Genomic DNA, 18,762 nt, shown 5'->3' on the forward strand with positions numbered 1-18,762 from the left:
TTGAATTAAAGAAAGGGAAAGCACATCGCCTGTCTTCCAGATGGAATCCAGGAGAAGCACGGTCAAACTTTAGATCATTTTATATACCTACACGGTTCTTTCGACAACCGCGAATGCGGAAGCCAGCTCTGTCTGATGGGAAATGGTCAAATGAATAATATAATCCGGTTCCCCCGGAAGTTGTAGGCGTTCCCATGCTCCCGGGCTTAAGGATGCTACCGGCCTTCCCCAGGAATCCGGCAAAATTTCCATGTCCGCAAAGCCGATGATACTGCCAATCCCGCAGCCGAAAGCTTTGGAGATCGCTTCCTTCGCGGCAAAACGGCCCGCAACGAATTCCGTCAGCTTTCCGCCCCTTCTTCTGGCTTCTTCCCGCTCTTTCTCCGTCAATACCCGCTCCATGAACCGGTACCCGAGCTGTCCGCTCAGCAGCAGCGAAAGCCGTTTGATTTCCAGCACATCATGCCCGATCCCGTGAATCAATGACCACACCATCCTTCCGAAGACATTCAAACCTTATTGTATCAGGAGACCTTCCGCGATGCGAGTTATGTCTACAAGTTTTCATGCCTGAATCGAAAGAAACATTTGTAAAAAAAGGATTGACCTCTGGAAAAGTATTCGTTATATTATGTATCGAAACGATATATCGAATCGATACATAAGAGGTGGATAACATGCTTGAATACATCATTTTGGGACTGCTGATGGAAGGCAGCATGAGCGGCTATGACATGAAAAAAACGATCGACTTGTCCATCGGCATGTTCTACAAAGCAAGCTTCGGCAGTCTCTATCCCGCGCTGAAGCGCCTGTCAGACAAAGAATGGATTTCCGTGGCAGAGGAGGAAGGCAGCAGCAAGAATAAGAAGCTCTATTCCCTCCTTCCCCAAGGCCGGCAGCATTTCATTGCTTGGCTCGGAGAGCCGCTCGCGCTCAGCCGCAACGAGTTTTTGCTGAAGGTATTTTTCTATGATTACCTGGACGAGGAAACCCGGAGCGAGCGGCTTGCGGAATACCAGCAGAAGCTGAACCAGGAAATCGGGCGACTGCAGGCCGTCGAGCAGATTGTGGCCGGAGAGCTCGCCGAGCTCCCGGATCCGCAAAAGCATTATTACAGAGTATCCGTGCTATCTTACGGCATGCATTTTTTTAAAATGGAAAAAGAATATGTTGAGCAATTAATCAAAGGAGCTGAACCGAACCATGAAAGCAGCCAACCCCGCAAGCCTTAGCCCTACCCGATTCACCGAAAAGCGCCCCGTGCTCAGCGTCGTGATCATCGAGCTTGCGCTACTCGTGGCGATGTTCACCGCCGGAGCTTATGCCACGATCCAGCAGCTGAGCTACACCGCACCGGTGCTGATCGCCTTCATTCCGATTTCCCTTGTCCTCATCGTGCGCCTGACCTGGAAAAAGAGCTGGAAGCGGTACGGCTTCCGGCCGCTCGCGGACATTCCGCCGCAAACTTTGATCTACTACCTTCCGCTCGTGATTGTCCTGATTTGCGTTGCAGCGAACGGCTTCCGAAGCTTCACGTTCCAGGAGGCCATGTTCTTCGTCTTCTTCACCCTGCTGGTCGGGTTCGTGGAAGAAACCGTCTACCGGGGGCTGATCCTGCATATTCTTCTCCGCCACAAAGGCATCACGACCGCCGTCGTCACGTCCAGCCTCTTGTTCTCCGTCACGCATGTCCTGAACATGCTGTCCGGACAAAGCGCCGAGGATACGGTCGTTCAGCTCGTCTATGCTCTTCTCACCGGCGCGGCTCTAGCCTTGCTCATCGTCAAGAATAGAAACATCATTCCGCTGATCCTCTATCATTTCATACATAATCTGCTCCAGTTTCTCGGCCAAGACGGCCGCGGGGTCTCCGTTTGGGACTATGTCGTTCTGGTGATCCTGCTTCTGCACTGCGTATGGCTAATGTTCAGTCTGAGAAAGAATCCGGCCCTGCCTAAGGTTCCGGGTGCGTCACAAGAGATGGCGTGAAGCTGTGCAAATTCACGAAGCCAATAAACTTTGTCTTTCTAGAGGACGTTCCGCTGCAGTCATTGCTGTGAGCGTTAACGCTTGTTCGCAATCATTGCCCGCTCCGCTGCTTCGATGGTGAGTCCGACTTTAATAACCTGATGAGCGCAAAGAAAAGCCGCCGGATATTTCCGGCGGCTTGATTATTTTGGTGACGAGTCCATAGTAGCTTTTGTGATTTTGAAGGACGCTCCCCGGTCAGACGCTGCAAGTCCCGCGAGGGTTCTCGCTTCTAAATCCCCGGGATTGCATTTCGCTTGTGCGAGGTTCGCTTGTAATAGCTCTCCAGACGCTCCTTCGCGGCCGGGCCAATCTCTTTGCCCTCCAGGTAGTCGCTGTTCTCATCGTAGGAGATGCCGAGCTCCTTCTCGTCGGTCTGTCCTTCCCACAAGCCGGCGGTAGGCACCTTGTCCACAATTTCCTGCGGTACGCCCAGATAAGCGGCGAGCTGGCGGACTTGACGTTTGTTCAAGCTGCTCATCGGCGTTATATCGACAGCTCCGTCTCCCCACTTCGTGTAGAAGCCGGTTATCGCTTCGGAAGCGTGATCCGTGCCCACTACGAGCAGGTTCAGCTCAAAGGCAAGCGCGTACTGCAGCACCATCCGGGTTCTCGCTTTGACGTTGCCCTTGCCCTGCGGCGTCAGGTGGCGGTGAACGCCGAGCTGCTTCAGCCCCTGCTCAGCTTCCAGCGATATTTCGGTCACCGCGTCTTCAATGTTGGTTTCGGCTGCATGCTTCAGTTCAAATGCTTTAGCCACGGCATAGCTGTGTTCGATATCCTCCTGCTCGCCGTAGGGCTGGAACACGCCCAGCGTTATGTATTCCTTGCCTGTTTCCTTAGTCAGCTCATCTGTGGCCCGCTTGCACAGACCGGCAGCGACCGCGCTGTCGATCCCGCCACTGATGGCGATCAGCAGCCCCTTGGCTCCGGCATTCTTCACGTACGATTTCAGGAAATCCACTCTTCGCCGGACTTCGGCTTCTTCATTAATACTCGGTTTGACCCCCAAAGCCGCAATAATATCTTCCTGCATGCTCATCCAATCACACCTCTTCTCCTCTTTCTAGCTTGACACCGTATAGCAGCATTTAGTGCTTAGCTTGTCCCTGTAAGCATGACGCATCACCAAAAACACGAAAGCCCCGCATATCGGTAATCCGAATATCCGGGGCAGTATTGCTGCGTGCCGTGCCGATTAACGGCACACACGGTCAAACGCTTCAGTTAAATCCTCGGCAATTTCCTGCGCCGAGCGGTCTTCAATTTGATGACGCTCGATGAAATGAACGAGCTGTCCATCTTTCAGAACGGCAATGGAAGGGGAAGAAGGCGGGTATGGAGCAAAATATTCTCTCGCTTTGGCCGTTGCTTCCTTATCCTGTCCTGCGAATACCGTGAACAGGTTGTCTGGCACCAAATCATTTTGCAGCGCCAACGCAACGCCTGGGCGGCATTGTCCCGCTGCGCAGCCGCATACGGAGTTTACAACCACCAAAGTCGTTCCCTGAGCATCCGGCAAATAGGTTTCTACCTCTTCCGGTGTTCTAAGCTCCTTGATGCCGAGGCTGGTAAGCTCGTCGCGCATCGGTTGAATCATATCCTTCATATATCTGTCAAAAGACATAGACATGTTCTAATCACTCCTAATCTGCGAAATATCAGATATATAATCCGAACCAAAGCGATCCTTCAGTTCATTTTATATTTGCATATAGAACATATTATACCTCCAGCATCCCTGAAATCAAGAGACAACGCCGGAACAAAGGCGACTATGGCTCTATAAAACTCCGGAATCCGTGAACGGAAGCTGGATAATAAAGGTTGTGCCCTTGCCTTCCTCCGACTCAACGAGGATTTTGCCTCCATGGCGCTCCACGATGCTGAGACATAACGCAAGACCCAGTCCGGTCCCCTTGGCTTTGGTGGTAAAGAACGGCTCGAACAGCCGCTCCTGGCGGCTTTTGGACATGCCTACCCCCGTATCACTTACGATCAGCTCCACGATTTGCTCCTGCGGTTTCAGGCGTGTTTGAATGGTGAGCTTACCCTTTTCCTCCATCGCCTCCATCCCGTTGCGCGCAAGATTGAGCAGCAGTTGTTTGATTTCCTTGGCATTCAGGCTGAGCTTCGGCACAAATTCGTCCATCACGAGCTCGATCGTCTGGCCGCGCAAATTCGCGTCCGCCCATAGAAGTGGACTCAGGTCGTTAATGATTTGATGCAGATGCCACTGCTCCTTTTCGGAGATACGGTTCTGCGCAAGGGAAAGGAAGTCATTGATGATTCCGTTCGCGCGGTCCAGCTCCTCCATGACGATCCGGTAATAATGATCAAGCGATTCCGGACTTTTCTCCTTCATCAGCTGCAGAAAACCGCGCACCACGGCCATCGGATTGCGGATTTCATGCGTAATGCTGGCCGCCATCTGCCCGACCAGGCTGAGCCTCTCCACATTCCCGAGCTCACTTCGCAGTCTCTCAAGCTCTGTAATATCCTGTATGACAAGTACGGCTCCAAGAATCTCGCCGGTGTAGCTGTTAGTGAGCGGCGACGTGCTCGTATAGTGTATCTGGGAACCGATTCGGATCAGCTCGTTGTCCATTTTGACGCCTTTCAAGGCTTGGCCAATCCGGTAACTGATATAGTCCTTTTCCATCATATCGACGAAGGAGCTGAGCGGCTGCCCGAGAATTTCGTTTTTCGTAAGTTCCGGCATTCTGCTCTTGAATAAATTCATCATCATTTCGTTAACGCTTGTGACGTTCCCATCGTTATCCACGGATACCATGCACAGGGGGGCCACGTCCATGACCTGCTGGAGCTTCTCCTCCTCGCGCAGGTATTTTTCGGAGATGCCCTTGATCTGCTCCTTCAGCAGCAGCTTCTCCAAAGCGAATTCAATGACGTAAATCACCGCGCCGCCGGCGAACATGCAAACCATGATGTAGAACAGGACGATCAGCATGGACCCTGCGTCGGATAATTTTAGGGAAGGATCCTCAATAATCGGGGATGCAGTGAGGAGGAGCATGGCAGGCAGAAGGCACATCCACAGCTTATTGATTTTATCGGTAAGGGTTCCCTTCCGAAACCTTGGGGACAGCCAGACTAACAATGGATAAAGCAGCAACCCGGTATGTAAAATAAGTCCTGAGACAGACCAAACTTCACTAAAAGAATAATCGCAAAGCAGATAAAGTCCTGCGAGCGGAAGCCCGCTTTTAAATCCTCCATAAAGCATGCCGATGAAGAGCGGCAGTATGCCCAGATTCAGAGGGATCAGTTGAAACAGCGAGGTGGAAAACAGCGAACACAGCAAAATGCTCAAAGCGCTCGATATAATGATGACGAATTCAAAACCCGTGGAGCCGAGCCTCTTCTTTCGCCTGAGGGTACGGACATATTTGTCGAGCGTCAGCGGGAACAAAAACGCAAACGAACCCGCCATGAGCACCTGTGTTATAATATTTTTCAGTGCATAAATGATCGCAAGTCCCTCCCTCTTCCGTGCGGGCCTAAATACAGATCCATTTCACTTGTGTGACACCTATAGAGCATATCTGTTTCTGCAGGAAATAGCGACGAAAATAAATGAACTGATATTCATTGAAATATAGTAATCAACTTATTAAAAAAAAGCGATCCACATGTTGATTAAATCACAGCCTACACTATATTACAATATACCCTGATATATCCTAAAAAGGTACATTTAAAACATGGACCTTCGAGTTATCCGTCAGAAGGAGAGAAAAACGTGAAAACCTATAACGTCATTGTCGTTGGAGGCGGTTCCGCTGGCCTCATGGCCTGCATCGCGGCTGCAAGAAACGGCGCCTCGGTCCTGCTTCTCGATAAGGGAAGCAAGCTTGGCTGCAAGCTGGGCATCTCGGGAGGCGGCCGCTGCAACGTGACCAATGCCAAGGAGACCGAGGATTTGATCGCTCATATTCCAGGCAACGGCCGCTTCTTGTACAGCGCGTTCCAGCATTTCAACAACCGGGATATCATGAACTTTTTTGAAAGCTTAGGCATCGCCCTGAAGGAAGAGGATAACGGGAGAATGTTCCCGGTCTCCGATAAGGCAGCCAGCGTGGTGAACACCCTTGTCAGCGAAGTCCGCAGGCTGGGCGTTGAGATCAAAACGGACACGCCCGTGGCCGAAGTGCTCTATGAACACGGACAAGCTGCCGGTGTAAAGCTCGTCTCGGGAGCAACCTGCCGCGCGCAGGCCGTCATCCTTGCCACAGGCGGAAAGTCCGTGCCCCATACCGGATCGACGGGTGACGGTTATCCTTGGGCGGAGGCAGCCGGACATACGATTACCGAGCTGTATGCCACCGAGGTTCCCATCGTGTCCCGCGAAAGCTGGATCGCTTCCAAGGAGCTCCAGGGCTTGTCGCTGCGGGACGTGGAGCTGTCCGTATGGAATCCGAAAGGCAAGAAGACGATCGGACATCGCGGGGACATGATATTTACCCATTTCGGCCTCTCCGGCCCGATCGCTCTGCGGTGCAGCCAGTTTATCCGCCAGGTAAAAATCAAATTCAAGGTGAACCAAGTCGAGATGGCTGTGGACTTGTTTCCCGACCTGCCTCCTCATGAGCTCGATCGCATGCTGCGGGACAAGCTGGCAGCAGAGCCGAAAAAGGCCATCAAAAACGTGCTGAAAGGAACAGTTCCTGAACGCATGCTGCCGCTGCTTCTGGAGCGGGCCGAGCTAGACGGCGACGCCACGTTCGCCCACCTGCCGAAGCAGCAGTGGTCGGCTTTTGTCGATATCCTGAAAAAGTTTGCCATTCAGGTTACCGGCACCAAATCGATCGAGGAAGCCTTCGTTACCGGGGGCGGGGTCAACCTGAAGGAAATTCATCCGAAAACGATGGAATCGAAGCTGATGCCGGGTCTGTATTTCTGCGGAGAGATTCTGGACATTCACGGGTATACCGGCGGCTACAACATTACCGCAGCCTTCTCCACGGGTTATACGGCCGGTATGCATGCGGCGCAAACGGCGGGCCACAGCGTTTCCAGCTAACGTTCAGATTAAGGCTGCCAAGCAAATGTTCAATTTAAGGCACTTAACAAATGAAGCCCGGATTTCCATCAAGGAAATCCGGGCTTTTTTCATAAGCAAGAAATGAAGGCGGCCGCTACCCCTTACTGAGCATAAACCTGCGCATGGCATACGGAATCACCCAGGCGGTCACGGCCGAAAGCGGTATAATGCCAATGACGGCAATCCATACGCTCACCCCCGCTCCAAATAACAGGGCAGCGGATGCGAGCACCGCGAACGGCAGCAGCAGAGCACGGACCGCAATGAGGCTGGACTTCGCATTTTGCTCATACGACCATGGCAGCAGGGACACGAACGCGTCCTGCCTGAAGCTGAACCACTGGAGGAACAGCCAGAACACCAGCAGCATATGCAGTGCAGCGAAGGCAACCATATTCACTCCGCTAGGCACGGTCAGCAGCACGACGGCGCTGATGCCCGCATACTGCGCATAGAGCATGAGCTGTTTAGGGTACCGCAGCAGCGTTTTAATCATCGCGCCCGCGATTCGTTTCGAAGGCTCCGTCGAACGAAATACAGATCCGGAGCGGCGGAATACCCACGTTTTTTTGCGGATGCGCCGGGGCTTGTCCACGGCCTGGCTCAGCGCCAGACTCGTCAGTTCCGTCCGATTCTTCAAATCCTCCTGAACGTCGATCATAAAGGTTCCCCGGAGGCGAAGCCTTGCTATCAGCAAAATAAGGGTTACGGCAGCGAGCACTATAGCTCCGAGGGCAAGTATAACCGGCTCCTGCCTGAACCAAACGGCAAAGGCTCCATACAGCGCGGACGCGACGAACGCGAACGGAACGAACAGCAGCCACCTCTTCCAGCCTCTCGTTTGTACCGCAATTAAATGCTTGGACCACATCAGCACCCATTCAAAAGTGATCGTAAACATCAGCAGGCCGAACACCGACGGTACATCCTGATGGAACTGCCTGACCAGAAAAGGAAGCAGTATCAGGTAACCAATTGAGGTTTTGAGCGCTGCGGCTGCCATGCTGTACAGGCTGCTGCGGATCATCACTCCCTGCATCCACGACCGCCGCTGAATCATGAACAGCACATCCGCCTCATGCACGAGCAGCAGGATGCTTCCCATAGATGCCACAATCAGGAGCAGGGCAGGCATGAGCGCAAATGGAAGCGAGGCAGCCCATTCCGGAAGAGGATGCCTCCATAGGCCATAATACAATCTTCCGCCCAGCAGCAGGCCCGGAATGAGGATATACAGCAGCACGGTCCAGTCATCCACGATCGAACGCACCACGTTCACCCTGTCCCGAATATGGCTCTTCAGCCGGCGCCTGAACAGGCTCGCCGGGTCTGGAAACTGATAGCCTTTGTTATTCCTTCCGATGTCGTTCCCCCCTTTCTTCGGATCCAGCCGATATCCCCTAAGCCGATGACGTTTACGGCCCGGAAGATCGGATGATGGCAAACACTCTAAGTCGGTTTCTTATGTTAGCTTATCAAAGCAGTCGAATAGCGAAGCTCCGGGAAGCCCCGCCGCTTCCCGGATATCCTCAAGCGTTCCTGCGGCAACCGTCCTTCCGGAGGCGATCATAACGAACCTGTCGCATATTCTCTCTGCCGTATCCAGCACATGCGTGGACATCAACACAGCGGCGCCGCGACGTCGCTCTTCATCCAGCAGCTGCAAAAAGTCCTTGGTCGCACGGGGATCCAGTCCGATGAAGGGCTCGTCCACGATATATACGTCCGGTTTGCTTAGAAATCCGAGCATCAGCATCATCTTCTGCTTCATCCCTTTGGAGAATCCGCCCGGCAGATCATGCTTCACCTCTTCCATCCCGAACTGGCGCAGCAGAAGGTCCGCCGACCGGCAAAAGGATTCATACTCCAGTCCGTAAACGGCCGCTGCCAAATCCATATGCTCCCACAGCGTCAAATCATCGTGAAAGACCGGCTGTTCCGGAACATAGGCATACCTTCCGGAGCTGCCGCCGATGGATACCCTCGTCTTGGCATATTTAAGCAAGCCGAGCAGCGTTTTGATCGTGGTGCTTTTTCCGGCTCCGTTCGGACCGATCAGCCCGAGCAGCTCCCCGGCATGTACCTGAAACATCACGTCGCGGATCCGCGGGTGGCCTTCTTCATATCCCGCTTCCTCTATGTATACATCCAGCAGCGCGGATTCATCGTTCGTCGTTTGCATGTCCATCCTCCTTGCCTTGAATTCCGAAATCATATGCCGCGCCCCTTGCAGGCTCCTTCGGTGTCTACATCAACTTTACTATTCATACGGCAGGGACAACATACAGTTTCAGTTCCACTTCCAACCGCGGATCAAATTTAGTACAAATTTTAATGTTTCAAACCCGATGGAATGTGACAAATCACATGTTTTTCACCGGAACGAGGCGCTATGATAAGAATACGATACGAAGATTATGCAAAATTGTGCCCTTAACGGCTCTTATCGGATAACGAGAGACCACCTTGCCTAGTCCACTTTCTAATATGCGGCACGAGTCCGGATGTTTAAAATGCAGCAATAAATGAATATAAAGGCGGGAATAATCATGATTCATGCACAGGAACGTGATGCCCAGTTGTCTCTGCATCTGTACCGCGTGTTCGCCAAAAGCTTCAAAAGCATCAACGAGCATGCCGTCATCAACAGCAAAATCGAAGGCTTTAATCCCACGGCTTTTGCGGTCATGGAGGTACTCTATTATAAAGGTTCGCAGCCGATCCAGCAGATCGGCTCCAAGCTGCTGCTGCAGAGCGGTAACGTCACGTATGTCATCGACAAGCTGGAGGAGCGCGGGTATATCCACCGCAGACCCTGCCCCAATGACCGCCGCGTGATTTATGCGGAACTGACGCCCGTGGGCGAGGCCCTCATGAACGAGCTGTATCCCAAATATACCGAGCGGATTCATCATGCATTCAGCGGACTCAGCGACGAGGAGAAAGCGCAGCTGATCGATCTGCTGAAAAAGCTTGGCATGCAGGCCGAAAGACTGACGCCCTCCCTGCGTAAATAATCGCACTCTGATGCGGCATTCCGGTCGGCCGTGGTTCAGGCAGCACCCAAAAAAGGACATCCCTACGTTTGCGTACACCGCAAACGGGAGGGATGTCCTTTTCCTTTTTGAACCCTGAAGCCTCAGATAGGGCTGCGCTTATCTGACCTCAGCCTCAGCTTCCTCTTCCGAAGAAGGCACCGTATTGCGCAGCGCCAGCACGGTTATCAGACTGATGACGGCAATGACCGCCATCACGACATACAAGGAATGGAGGCTGCCTTCCAGGATATGCTTCAGCTGGCTCCACAGCTCCTGCGGCATACTGGCGCTTCCCTCCGGGGTCAGCAGTTGGTTGACTTCCTCCTGCTTGACATTCTCAAGCCCCGGCTGGCCGGCAATCCGGCCGGCTATGCTCAGGTTAATAAAGGTTCCGAAAACCGCTACGCCGACGGTCTGGCCCAAGGAGCGCACGAACGTATTCAGCGCGGTGGATGCTCCCCTGAGCGAATAACCGACGGACGACTGGGCGATGATCGTGAACACTGTATTCGAGTAGCCGAAGCCCAGCCCATAAATAAAGGTATAGACCAGCAAAATGTAATGCGGCGTCGAGCCGCCGATGAACGCAAGTCCGGCGGCGCCGATCACGATGCCGGCAAGGCCGATGACCGTCGTCCTGCGCGAGCCCGCAGTCAGGATCAGGCGGCTGCCGAATACCGAGCCGAACAGCCATCCGATCGACATCGGCGCCATCGTCAGACCGGACATCGTCGCGTTCTTGCCCATCACCCCTTGAATCCAGAGCGGCGTATACGTGGTCAGGCCGATCAGCAGCGCGCTGGTCAGCATGCTGGCCACGGTCGATACGGAGATATCCCGAATGCGGAATAGCCGAAGCGGGAGCATCGGTTCGGCCGCACGGCTCTCAATGTAAATAAAAGCGGCAAGGAACAGGACCGCCAAAATGAAGCAAGCGATCAAAAGCGGCGAGGTCCAGCTGAAATACTGTCCGCCCGTTGCCAGAGCAAACAGCAGCGCCGTCATGCCGATCGTAAAGGTCGCGGCGCCGGCCACATCGACCTGCGTTTTCTCGCGCGGCTCTCGGCTTTCATGGAAATACCGTGCAATGAGCCACATGGATGCGAAGCCGAATGGGACGTTAAAGCCGAATATCCAGCGCCAGTTCAGGTAATCCACAAAATAACCGCCGACGAGCGGTCCGATCAGGGAGGATATGCCCCAGACGGAGCTGATCAATCCCTGAATTTTGGCGCGCTCCTCGATCCGGTACACGTCTCCGATAATCGTAAACGTCACCGGCACGATAGCCCCTGCGCCAATCCCCTGAATCGCCCTGAATATAATCAGCTGCTCCATATTCTGCGAAAAGCTGCAGAGCAGGGACCCGATCACGAACAGCAGCGAGCCGATCTGAAAAACCGGCTTGCGGCCGTACAGATCGCTGATTTTGCCGAACACCGGCGTGGACACGGCCATCGTCAGCAAAAAGGCTGTAAATATCCAGCTGAGCAGCTTCATGCCTCCGAAGCTGCTGATAATGGCGGGACCCGCAGGACCCGTTACCGTTCCCTCGATGGCCGACAAAAAGGTCGAAACCAAAATTCCTATCAATATAAACTTGCGTTGCGCATGGTTAACGCCAGGCTTCACAGACATCGGATTCCTTTCCCGGATGACGAGGGGAAAAAGTCGTTAAAACGAGCTACACCGAAGCGAGCCGAACGTATTCTGCAGCAGACTGCGGGTGCAGCTTCAGCATGAATGCCGCTTCTGCCTGCACGAGCGCAGGATCATGGGTGATCATCAAGACGGCCGAACCGGCGGCCGTTTTCTCGCGGCAGAGCCTGAGGACCTTGTCCGCAGCGCCGTAATCGATGCCGGAGGTCGGCTCATCCAAAATGTAAAGCGATTTCGGATGTACGAACTGGCCGATAATGCTGAGCAGCTTCTTCTCCCCCTGGCTGAGCAGATACGGGGAGGCGCTTCGCCGTCCTTCCAGCCCGGCGGCGAGCAGCAGCCCTTCGGCCGCCTTACGCTCGGCGGAATCCAGCTCCACTTTGCGCCCTTTCTTCCGCCCCAGGCCGTACACCAGCTCGTCCCACACCGTATGGGCCACAAACTGATGCTCCGGCTGCTGAAAGACGTAGCCGATCCTTTCGGCCCGCTGCCGGATGCGCCAGGCTGCCGTATCCCTCCCTTCCCACAGGACTGCTCCCGGCGGCACCGGGAGCAGTCCCATCAGGAGACGGGTCAGCGTCGTCTTGCCCGAACCGTTCTCGCCGGTAATGATGCCCCATTCTCCCGGCTGCATCGCGAAGCTGGTCTCGCGAAGCGCCTGCATGCCGCCGGGGTATGCGTAGCTCAGCCGGTCGACCTCAAGCAGGCTGCCGGGCGGCGCCATGTGCGCTGGCGCCGCCTTCCCGCCCGGGTCCGCCATACGGCCCGGACCCGGGTGCACGGCTGCCCCCTCCCACGGGGGCAGCAGCCCGAGCTGCGCAAGCCGCTCCCGGCTTGTGCGCAGCAGCTCCTGCGGCGGCCCGTCGAGCACGACGCGGCCGCCGTCCAGGACGATGACGCGCTCCGCGGAGCGCGCGGCATCGTCGAACCGGCCGGACGCGGTCAGAAGCGTCCGGCCCTCCCCGTGCAGCTTGCGGCACAGCTGCACGAACTGCTCCTGCGCCGCGGGGTCGAGGCTCGCCGAAGCATCGTCGAAGACGACGATGCCCGGGCGAAGCGCCAGAACCGCGGCGATGGCCGTGCGCTGGCGCTGTCCGCCGGACAGCTCGCGCACCGGGGTATGGCGGCGTTCCTCAAGATTCACCGCCGCCAGCGCCTCCTCGACCCGCCGCCAGATCTCCGGCGGGGGAACACGCAGATTCTCCGGGCCGAATGCCGCTTCATCCTCCGGGGTCCCCTGCACCAGCTGGGCGTCGGGGTCCTGGAATACGAGCCCGCACAGCTGCGATATTCGGGCAATGTCGGCAGCAGCCGGATCGAGTCCGCCTACTTCCAGCATGCCCTGCCTCATGCCGCCGCCGCTGCGCGGCAAATAACCGTTCAGCAGCTGGCACAGCGTGGATTTGCCGCTGCCGCCCGGGCCGATCACCGCCGTCCATTCCCCTTCCGGAATCGACAGGGTCAGCCCGTGCAGCGCCGGCTCCCGCTCGTCATCGTAATAAAAGTTAAGATTCGAACATTTAATGGCTGCCTGGGACATGCTCCGCTCTCTTCCCTCCAATGGCAAACCGCCGCAGAAGTCCGCTTCGCTGAAGCATGTCTCCAAGCACCTTGGTCAGTAAACCGCAAAGTACGATACCGCTTATGAGACGCATGACCAGCGTCAGAGCGAGCACCTGCCCGCTCCATGCCGTATAGCCAAACATATTGGCTGCGCACACAAACCATAAAGGAACCATCGCTCCTCCGGCAAGCATCATCATGCCCGTGCCCCAGCGTTTATAGCGTGCAAGCGCAAAAACCGCTTCCGCTACCACCATGTAGCACAGCGCCGCCACAATAGCAGACGCGATCCCGTAAGTCGTTCCCACGAAGCACTGGATGGCTCCGCCGATTCCGTATGTAATGGCTGCCGTACCCGGCTTGCGAATAATGTAGTAAGCCAGCAGGCCGTAAACCATATATACCCCGACGATGGTCGATGTGGCTACAGGGCCGCCCAGGCTGTTCAGCATTTTATTGATGTAGGACAAATAAAAAGTCATGACAGCATTGGCTGTAGCCAGCATAGCCATTAGCACGATATCCAGTGTGGTAAAGGAACGGTAACGTCTCTTCGATTGTGATGAGGTTTCCATCATATGTCAACTCCCAAACGATAAAAGGATGAACCCGTGCGCGAGGGAAAATGGTTCTACCCTTCCCCACAGACCGCTCAAGCTCTCCATGTTATTTTGCATCGTCCGCCCCTAAACGTCAACCTAAATTTATAATCACAGGTTAACAATACGGATAAACCACCACAATCCCGCAGTGAATAACGCGCAGGCCACCGTCAGAATCCGCCCTTGTAAAGCAGGCAGGCCGCTTCGCAGAAAGGTCCGGTCCGGATAAGCTCCGAAGCCCTTTGCCTCCATCGCTCCCGCAGTCTGCTGAATCCGCCTGACCGCGTTATGGATCAAGGCGGAAGTGAACATGCGCCACCACTCCAGTCTGCCCCGGATTCCGGCAGGCTTGCCCCGGCCCCTGACCTGATGGGCAGCCGAGATGCTCTTCCCCTCTTCTTCGAGCAGCGGCAGAAAGGTCAGCGCCATCGATAAGCCGAAAGCAAACCGGTAAGGAATCCGCAGGCGCACAGTTAACGCTTGCACCATGTCGCGCGGATCCGTCGTAAACATAAAAACGTAAGAGGACAAAAAGACGGTAAACATGCGGATCGTCACCGATCCTGCCGCATCGAACGCCTCGCTTGTCAAACGCAGCGGTCCAATGCGCAGCAGCAATTGTTCACCCGGTACGGTAAGCAGCGTGACTACAAAATAGGGAATCGCGAAGCCGGCAAGCAGCGCAAGCACTTTCGCCTGCCTGCTCCACGGCATTCCGGCGGCCCCCCTGGCCATGAACAGCACCGATAGCAGCAGCAGTCCCTGACCCAGCGACGACTGCAGCCTCATCGTCAGCAGCGCGACGCAGAACAGCAGCACCAGCTTGCTCAGCGGTTCGGTGCGATGCAGCGGCGATGTCCCCGATTGATAAGCGATATTCATCGTTTCCCTCCACGCAAGTTCTCCCATTCCTCACGCAGCAGGGCATGCATATTCGCATCCACAAAGCCGCGGTCCGTATGGCGATATTGTTTAAGCCGCCCCTCGAGCGTAAATCCGAGCGACTGAAAGAGTCTGCCAGCCCGTTGATTATACGGATCCGTCAGCGCTTCAAGACGGTTTAGTCCCATGATACGGAATGCATACCCGATCATCAGAGCTACGGCTTCCCGCATGTAGCCTTTGCCCCAATATGAACGGCCCAGCTCACACCCGATTTCTCCGCGGTAAGCTCCTTCCAGCTGCCACCAGTTTAGGCCGCAGCTCCCGACAAGCTCCCCCGTGTGCGTTTCGATCCCCCACCGCAGCCCATCCTCGGTCAAAGATAAGCCGTTCAGAATTCGGATCATCTCAGCAGCAGCTCCGGGATCCGGCATGTCCGGCAGGTCCGAGAAAAGGCGAACCTCCGCGTCGGACCAGCATTCAAACATCGGCTCCGCATCGGCCGGCGTCAGAGGACGAAGAAAGACCCGCTCTCCAGACAATACCGGAACTTCCCCCCCGCTTCGATACGGCATAACGCGTAACCACCTCTCACAATAAAATCACATCCACTGTACACCCCAAGCTGCCTGTTAATCAAGCCAGCTTCTGCAGAAAGCGCTCAACTCCTGGCATCGAAAGAGAAGGATCGCTAGCCCAAAAGCCTGCTCCCCGCCAAAAAAGCGCTTGTCCCATAAAGGACAAGCGCTTCGGCCTGGCTTATGCCGCTTCAACCTCTTCTGCAGGTTCACGGCCGGCCACCAGCAGCAGAACGATCAGAATGAAGGCGATCAGTGCCAGCAGCGGAATCGTAATGAATCCGAACCAGTTCAAGTAATCGAAATTGCAGGGGATGCCCACGGTGCAAGGAAGAGCCTTGGCCAAAGCCGGAATCTTCTGCTCCGCGTAATGATAGATGGAGATGCAGCCCCCGATAATGCTGAGCGTCATGGCATAGGGAATGATTTTGCGGTCGTTTTTGTAGCTTGCGATTCCCAGCAGGATGACCTGCGGATACATGAAAATCCGCTGTAACCAGCACAGCTTGCAGGGTTCATAATGCATGATTTCGCTTAAGTACAAGCTTCCGCCCACGGCGACGATGGATACAATCCATGCCAGGTACAGGGCATACGGGCGAATTGACGCCATAAAACGATTGCCTTCCATCGCTTTAACTCCTTTATTCAGGTTCAGATCCTTCCATAACCATCATTTGCTTCTTATTTTGTACTTGCTTCAGCCAGTTTCTTCTCGATGAACGGTTTGAGTTCGGCATAGTCCATGGAGGCTTGTTCCGATGCCTTTTCACCGTTCAAGAACAACGTCGGCGTACTCATAACGTTCAGTTCTCTTGCCTTCTTCTGCTGGCTGTCGATATCGTCTTGATACGTCTTCTCGTCAATATCCTTGCGAAGCTTGTCGTAGTCAACGTTGATCTTCTCCGTCCTGGCAAGATCAACCAGGAAATCCGGGGTCGCCCACTCGGTGCCTTCATCTCCCTGGTTCTTATAAATTGCTTCATAGTATTTCCAGAATTCATCCTTGTTCTGATGGAATACGGACTGCGCTGCCAGCGCGGCAGTGTTCGAATCCCCGTCCGGACTGATGATGAGGTAATTGCTGAAATATAATGCCACTTTGCCTGTGTCGATAAAATCCTTTTTCAGCTGCGGAGAAATCTCCTGCGTGAAGTATTGGCAGCTTGGGCATTTGTAATCGCCCATCTCCACAATTTTGACCGGTGCGTCCTGACTCCCCATTACAGGCATCGTGCTGTAATCAAAGTCTCCCTTGGACGAGCTCGGCTTGATCACGAGCAGCAGCACAACCAGTACGACAATGCATGCCGCCGTAATCCAAATGACACGCTTCATGCGCTTTTCCCGCTGTTCCTGCTCGGCTTTCCGCTGTGCCGCCTTGTTCACCGGCTGCTTTTTCTTCGGTTTCATAGATTCGCGGGCCGTCTCCTTTCATCGAACTAAAGTTAGAGGCGCCTTTGCTGGATCCCTTTTAGTTCACTCTTTAATGGTTTAGCAACTAACTCGCTACCACTTTATTCTAGCATCTCACTCTTTGAAAGGCTATATGGCAGAAACGCGTTCCAAGCTGCTTTTGGCGGACTTCCGGAATTTCGTCGCAATTTATTCAAACATTCCGAAGGGCGGCCCGGCAGGTCGGTTAAATCTGGATATTCCCGTACATACTAAGCCCTACTGAAATTGCATCTTGCATGGGGGTTGAATCGTAATGGAATGGTGGATTGCAGCGCTTATTGCGGCTGCGGCCGCAGCTTTGGTGGCAGGGATCACACAGTACGCTTTCGTACAAATGACGCAGATGAAGGCCATGGATTACCAGCAAATCTTTGATGCGCTGGAGCAGGCGGGCGCCCGTCTGAGGGAATATTACGAACCGCTTCCAAAGGAAGAGGTACAGATTCGCAGCCATGACGGGCTCCGCTTGAACGGAGTGGTCGTCAAAGCCGACCGGACGTCGGACCAATGGGTGATTCTGGTGCACGGATACACGACATCCCTGCCCGCTTCCATTCCCTTTATGGAAATGTTTCTTGTGGACGGCTTCAACGTGCTGCTGGTCGACCAGCGCCGCCACGGCAAAAGCGAAGGGAAATACACGACCTACGGTTATCACGAAAAGCATGATATCGCTGCCTGGATCCGGTTCATTACCAGCACGTACGGCAGCAGCTGCACGATCGGCCTGCACGGGGTCTCCTTCGGAGGCGGTACGTGCCTGGAATATTTGTCCCTTCCGAATCCGCAGGTCCAATTCGTCATAGCCGACTGTCCTTATTCGGATCTGACCCGATTGATGCATCATCAGATGCAGAAACTGAACCGCATTCCCGCCGCCCTGTTCCTTCCGCTGGTCGATTCCAGGCTGCGCAAGAAGGCCGGGTTCATGCTGGAGCAGGTCAGTCCCGTACGCTCCATAGCGGGAAGCGCCATTCCCGTCATGTTTATTCACGGCACGAAGGATCAATACATCCCGCCGGAGATGAGTGAGGACCTGTTCGCCGCCAAATCCGGACCAAAACGCCTTTTATTAATTGAAGGCGCCACGCACGGATTTGCGATCGACGCCGATCCCGGCTTATACAAAACGGCCGTAAGGGAGTTCGTGCGTGAAGCCCTCTCCGACCGAAGCCTCGCCGTCCCTTCCCCCGACCCCGCGCCCGAAAGTTCCCGGTTGGTGGAGGAGGCGGATTTTGCGGGCATCGGCTTGACGGAAATCCCCAACGCCTGATAGGCCACCGCAACCTGCATGCACAATAACCCCGTGACATCAGCCATGCCGGCTGTGTCCCGGGGTTATGAAATCTTTGCGATCCATTACAGAGTTTGCTGTCTCACACGTTTTGAAGCTGCTTCCGGATCGCTCTCTTTTCAGCCGTGAAACGCTTGGCGATCCCACTCAGACCCGTAAGGTTAAACACGGATACCTTGCTTGCGCCCAGCTCCTTCAAGTCCGCTGTCAGTCTGGATTTCAGCTCTTCAAGCTCCTGAATGCGGCTTTCTTGCACGCGTCCTGCCCTTGGCTCGGATAGCTCGGATGCATACTTGCTGGAGAGAAGACGGTTAACGGTATCCAGCTCTTCCTGGAGGGCAGCCCTCAGCATTTTCACGCGCCGCTTCATGCGCGCTCCCGACATAACGTAAATCGCAAAGCCAACCAAAAGTATCGCAGCACTGTAGGTCAGCCAATACCAGGTTCCATGCTGAGCCTGCTTGTCTCCGGACAACTCGGTGCCGGCAGCGGCAAAAGCTTGGGCACTCAAACAGGCATTCGCGACTAAACCGGTCATTACTATTTTTTTAATCATCATTTTTACGCTCCTTCTAAGATGTCAGACAGTATT

Annotated in this window: 19 protein-coding genes; 5 read left to right on the top strand and 14 right to left on the bottom strand. The window is 54.7% G+C overall.

The genetic code is table 11. From position 1 onward, the window contains the following. Nucleotides 1-87: 87 nt before the first annotated feature. Nucleotides 88-483: a holo-ACP synthase gene (gene acpS / locus ACTHPM_RS25640; protein WP_440398014.1), complete on the bottom strand. Its 396-nt coding sequence runs from the start codon at nucleotides 481-483 to the stop codon at nucleotides 88-90. A gap of 194 nt (nucleotides 484-677) precedes the next feature. Here acpS and ACTHPM_RS25645 point away from each other — a divergent pair, with 194 nt between their 5' ends. Together ACTHPM_RS25645 and ACTHPM_RS25650 are read left to right on the top strand one after the other, a co-directional pair. Continuing rightward, complete coding sequence (locus tag ACTHPM_RS25645) at nucleotides 678-1,235, top strand: PadR family transcriptional regulator (RefSeq protein WP_440398013.1); 558 nt, start codon at nucleotides 678-680, stop codon at nucleotides 1,233-1,235. Then, nucleotides 1,207-1,992 carry a lysostaphin resistance A-like protein gene (locus tag ACTHPM_RS25650; RefSeq protein WP_440398012.1) on the top strand — a complete coding sequence of 262 codons (786 nt, stop codon included), beginning with the start codon at nucleotides 1,207-1,209 and terminating at the stop codon, nucleotides 1,990-1,992. Before ACTHPM_RS25645 ends, ACTHPM_RS25650 begins: the two co-directional genes overlap by 29 nt. 271 nt (nucleotides 1,993-2,263) lie before the next feature. Here ACTHPM_RS25650 and nadE read toward each other — a convergent pair whose 3' ends face one another. From nadE to ACTHPM_RS25665, 3 genes are all read right to left on the bottom strand, one after another. Beyond that, complete coding sequence (nadE, locus tag ACTHPM_RS25655; RefSeq protein WP_440398011.1) at nucleotides 2,264-3,073, bottom strand: ammonia-dependent NAD(+) synthetase; 810 nt, start codon at nucleotides 3,071-3,073, stop codon at nucleotides 2,264-2,266. 156 nt (nucleotides 3,074-3,229) lie between these two features. Continuing rightward, entirely contained in the window at nucleotides 3,230-3,664 is a 435-nt protein-coding gene (locus tag ACTHPM_RS25660) for a BrxA/BrxB family bacilliredoxin (protein ID WP_440398010.1), read from the bottom strand. 150 nt (nucleotides 3,665-3,814) lie between these two features. Further along, nucleotides 3,815-5,485, bottom strand: a complete 1,671-nt coding sequence (locus ACTHPM_RS25665) for an ATP-binding protein (RefSeq protein WP_440398009.1) — start codon at nucleotides 5,483-5,485, stop codon at nucleotides 3,815-3,817. A 309-nt stretch (nucleotides 5,486-5,794) separates the two neighbouring features. Between ACTHPM_RS25665 and ACTHPM_RS25670 the strand changes: the two genes are divergently transcribed. Next, nucleotides 5,795-7,075 carry an NAD(P)/FAD-dependent oxidoreductase gene (locus tag ACTHPM_RS25670; RefSeq protein ID WP_440398008.1) on the top strand — a complete coding sequence of 427 codons (1,281 nt, stop codon included), beginning with the start codon at nucleotides 5,795-5,797 and terminating at the stop codon, nucleotides 7,073-7,075. A gap of 115 nt (nucleotides 7,076-7,190) precedes the next feature. Here ACTHPM_RS25670 and ACTHPM_RS25675 read toward each other — a convergent pair whose 3' ends face one another. Then, nucleotides 7,191-8,540 (bottom strand): ABC transporter permease, encoded by a 1,350-nt coding sequence (locus tag ACTHPM_RS25675; RefSeq protein WP_440398007.1) that lies wholly within the window; start codon nucleotides 8,538-8,540, stop codon nucleotides 7,191-7,193. 18 nt (nucleotides 8,541-8,558) lie between these two features. After that, the gene (locus ACTHPM_RS25680; RefSeq protein ID WP_440398006.1) at nucleotides 8,559-9,284 is read right to left on the bottom strand and encodes an ABC transporter ATP-binding protein; all 726 of its coding nucleotides are present in this window, start codon (nucleotides 9,282-9,284) and stop codon (nucleotides 8,559-8,561) included. 361 nt (nucleotides 9,285-9,645) lie between these two features. Here ACTHPM_RS25680 and ACTHPM_RS25685 point away from each other — a divergent pair, with 361 nt between their 5' ends. Then, complete coding sequence (locus tag ACTHPM_RS25685) at nucleotides 9,646-10,113, top strand: MarR family winged helix-turn-helix transcriptional regulator (protein ID WP_440398005.1); 468 nt, start codon at nucleotides 9,646-9,648, stop codon at nucleotides 10,111-10,113. Between the two features lie 138 nt (nucleotides 10,114-10,251). Here the strand turns inward: ACTHPM_RS25685 and ACTHPM_RS25690 are convergent, their stop codons facing one another. From ACTHPM_RS25690 to ACTHPM_RS25720, 7 genes are all read right to left on the bottom strand, one after another. Continuing rightward, nucleotides 10,252-11,772: an MDR family MFS transporter gene (locus ACTHPM_RS25690; protein ID WP_440398004.1), complete on the bottom strand. Its 1,521-nt coding sequence runs from the start codon at nucleotides 11,770-11,772 to the stop codon at nucleotides 10,252-10,254. 46 nt (nucleotides 11,773-11,818) lie between these two features. Then, nucleotides 11,819-13,333: an ABC transporter ATP-binding protein gene (locus ACTHPM_RS25695; protein WP_440398003.1), complete on the bottom strand. Its 1,515-nt coding sequence runs from the start codon at nucleotides 13,331-13,333 to the stop codon at nucleotides 11,819-11,821. Further along, complete coding sequence (locus tag ACTHPM_RS25700) at nucleotides 13,314-13,931, bottom strand: ECF transporter S component (RefSeq protein WP_440398002.1); 618 nt, start codon at nucleotides 13,929-13,931, stop codon at nucleotides 13,314-13,316. The genes ACTHPM_RS25695 and ACTHPM_RS25700 overlap by 20 nt, the downstream gene beginning before the upstream one ends. Nucleotides 13,932-14,066: 135 nt before the next feature. Beyond that, the gene (locus ACTHPM_RS25705) at nucleotides 14,067-14,840 is read right to left on the bottom strand and encodes an energy-coupling factor transporter transmembrane component T family protein (RefSeq protein WP_440398001.1); all 774 of its coding nucleotides are present in this window, start codon (nucleotides 14,838-14,840) and stop codon (nucleotides 14,067-14,069) included. Next, on the bottom strand, nucleotides 14,837-15,415 hold the full coding sequence (locus ACTHPM_RS25710) for a GNAT family N-acetyltransferase (RefSeq protein WP_440398000.1): 579 nt from the start codon (nucleotides 15,413-15,415) through the stop codon (nucleotides 14,837-14,839). The genes ACTHPM_RS25705 and ACTHPM_RS25710 overlap by 4 nt, the downstream gene beginning before the upstream one ends. 184 nt (nucleotides 15,416-15,599) lie before the next feature. Then, nucleotides 15,600-16,049: a disulfide oxidoreductase gene (locus tag ACTHPM_RS25715; protein WP_440397999.1), complete on the bottom strand. Its 450-nt coding sequence runs from the start codon at nucleotides 16,047-16,049 to the stop codon at nucleotides 15,600-15,602. Nucleotides 16,050-16,102: 53 nt separating this feature from the next. Next, the gene (locus tag ACTHPM_RS25720; RefSeq protein ID WP_440397998.1) at nucleotides 16,103-16,831 is read right to left on the bottom strand and encodes a DsbA family protein; all 729 of its coding nucleotides are present in this window, start codon (nucleotides 16,829-16,831) and stop codon (nucleotides 16,103-16,105) included. 298 nt (nucleotides 16,832-17,129) lie between these two features. Here ACTHPM_RS25720 and ACTHPM_RS25725 point away from each other — a divergent pair, with 298 nt between their 5' ends. Beyond that, nucleotides 17,130-18,149: an alpha/beta hydrolase gene (locus ACTHPM_RS25725; RefSeq protein ID WP_440397997.1), complete on the top strand. Its 1,020-nt coding sequence runs from the start codon at nucleotides 17,130-17,132 to the stop codon at nucleotides 18,147-18,149. Nucleotides 18,150-18,252: 103 nt separating this feature from the next. Here ACTHPM_RS25725 and ACTHPM_RS25730 read toward each other — a convergent pair whose 3' ends face one another. Beyond that, nucleotides 18,253-18,726 carry a hypothetical protein gene (locus tag ACTHPM_RS25730; protein WP_440397996.1) on the bottom strand — a complete coding sequence of 158 codons (474 nt, stop codon included), beginning with the start codon at nucleotides 18,724-18,726 and terminating at the stop codon, nucleotides 18,253-18,255. Nucleotides 18,727-18,762 lie beyond the last annotated feature (36 nt).

Source organism: Paenibacillus sp. SAFN-054 (assembly GCF_051966755.1).
Classification (GTDB): Bacteria; Bacillota; Bacilli; order Paenibacillales; family Paenibacillaceae; genus Paenibacillus_AQ.

What these genes read in the sequence shown, in the direction of transcription:
- ACTHPM_RS25705 (WP_440398001.1), bottom strand. Translation starts at nt 14,840, where the DNA reads ATGAATATCGCTTATCAATCGGGGACATCGCCGCTGCATCGCACCGAA.
- ACTHPM_RS25650 (WP_440398012.1), top strand. Translation starts at nt 1,207, where the DNA reads ATGAAAGCAGCCAACCCCGCAAGCCTTAGCCCTACCCGATTCACCGAA.
- ACTHPM_RS25685 (WP_440398005.1), top strand. Translation starts at nt 9,646, where the DNA reads ATGATTCATGCACAGGAACGTGATGCCCAGTTGTCTCTGCATCTGTAC.
- ACTHPM_RS25690 (WP_440398004.1), bottom strand. Translation starts at nt 11,772, where the DNA reads ATGTCTGTGAAGCCTGGCGTTAACCATGCGCAACGCAAGTTTATATTG.
- ACTHPM_RS25660 (WP_440398010.1), bottom strand. Translation starts at nt 3,664, where the DNA reads ATGTCTATGTCTTTTGACAGATATATGAAGGATATGATTCAACCGATG.
- ACTHPM_RS25715 (WP_440397999.1), bottom strand. Translation starts at nt 16,049, where the DNA reads ATGGAAGGCAATCGTTTTATGGCGTCAATTCGCCCGTATGCCCTGTAC.
- ACTHPM_RS25700 (WP_440398002.1), bottom strand. Translation starts at nt 13,931, where the DNA reads ATGGAAACCTCATCACAATCGAAGAGACGTTACCGTTCCTTTACCACA.
- ACTHPM_RS25720 (WP_440397998.1), bottom strand. Translation starts at nt 16,831, where the DNA reads ATGAAACCGAAGAAAAAGCAGCCGGTGAACAAGGCGGCACAGCGGAAA.
- ACTHPM_RS25695 (WP_440398003.1), bottom strand. Translation starts at nt 13,333, where the DNA reads ATGTCCCAGGCAGCCATTAAATGTTCGAATCTTAACTTTTATTACGAT.
- ACTHPM_RS25725 (WP_440397997.1), top strand. Translation starts at nt 17,130, where the DNA reads ATGGAATGGTGGATTGCAGCGCTTATTGCGGCTGCGGCCGCAGCTTTG.
- nadE (WP_440398011.1), bottom strand. Translation starts at nt 3,073, where the DNA reads ATGAGCATGCAGGAAGATATTATTGCGGCTTTGGGGGTCAAACCGAGT.
- ACTHPM_RS25645 (WP_440398013.1), top strand. Translation starts at nt 678, where the DNA reads ATGCTTGAATACATCATTTTGGGACTGCTGATGGAAGGCAGCATGAGC.
- ACTHPM_RS25665 (WP_440398009.1), bottom strand. Translation starts at nt 5,485, where the DNA reads ATGGCGGGTTCGTTTGCGTTTTTGTTCCCGCTGACGCTCGACAAATAT.
- ACTHPM_RS25680 (WP_440398006.1), bottom strand. Translation starts at nt 9,284, where the DNA reads ATGGACATGCAAACGACGAACGATGAATCCGCGCTGCTGGATGTATAC.
- ACTHPM_RS25710 (WP_440398000.1), bottom strand. Translation starts at nt 15,415, where the DNA reads ATGCCGTATCGAAGCGGGGGGGAAGTTCCGGTATTGTCTGGAGAGCGG.
- ACTHPM_RS25730 (WP_440397996.1), bottom strand. Translation starts at nt 18,726, where the DNA reads ATGATTAAAAAAATAGTAATGACCGGTTTAGTCGCGAATGCCTGTTTG.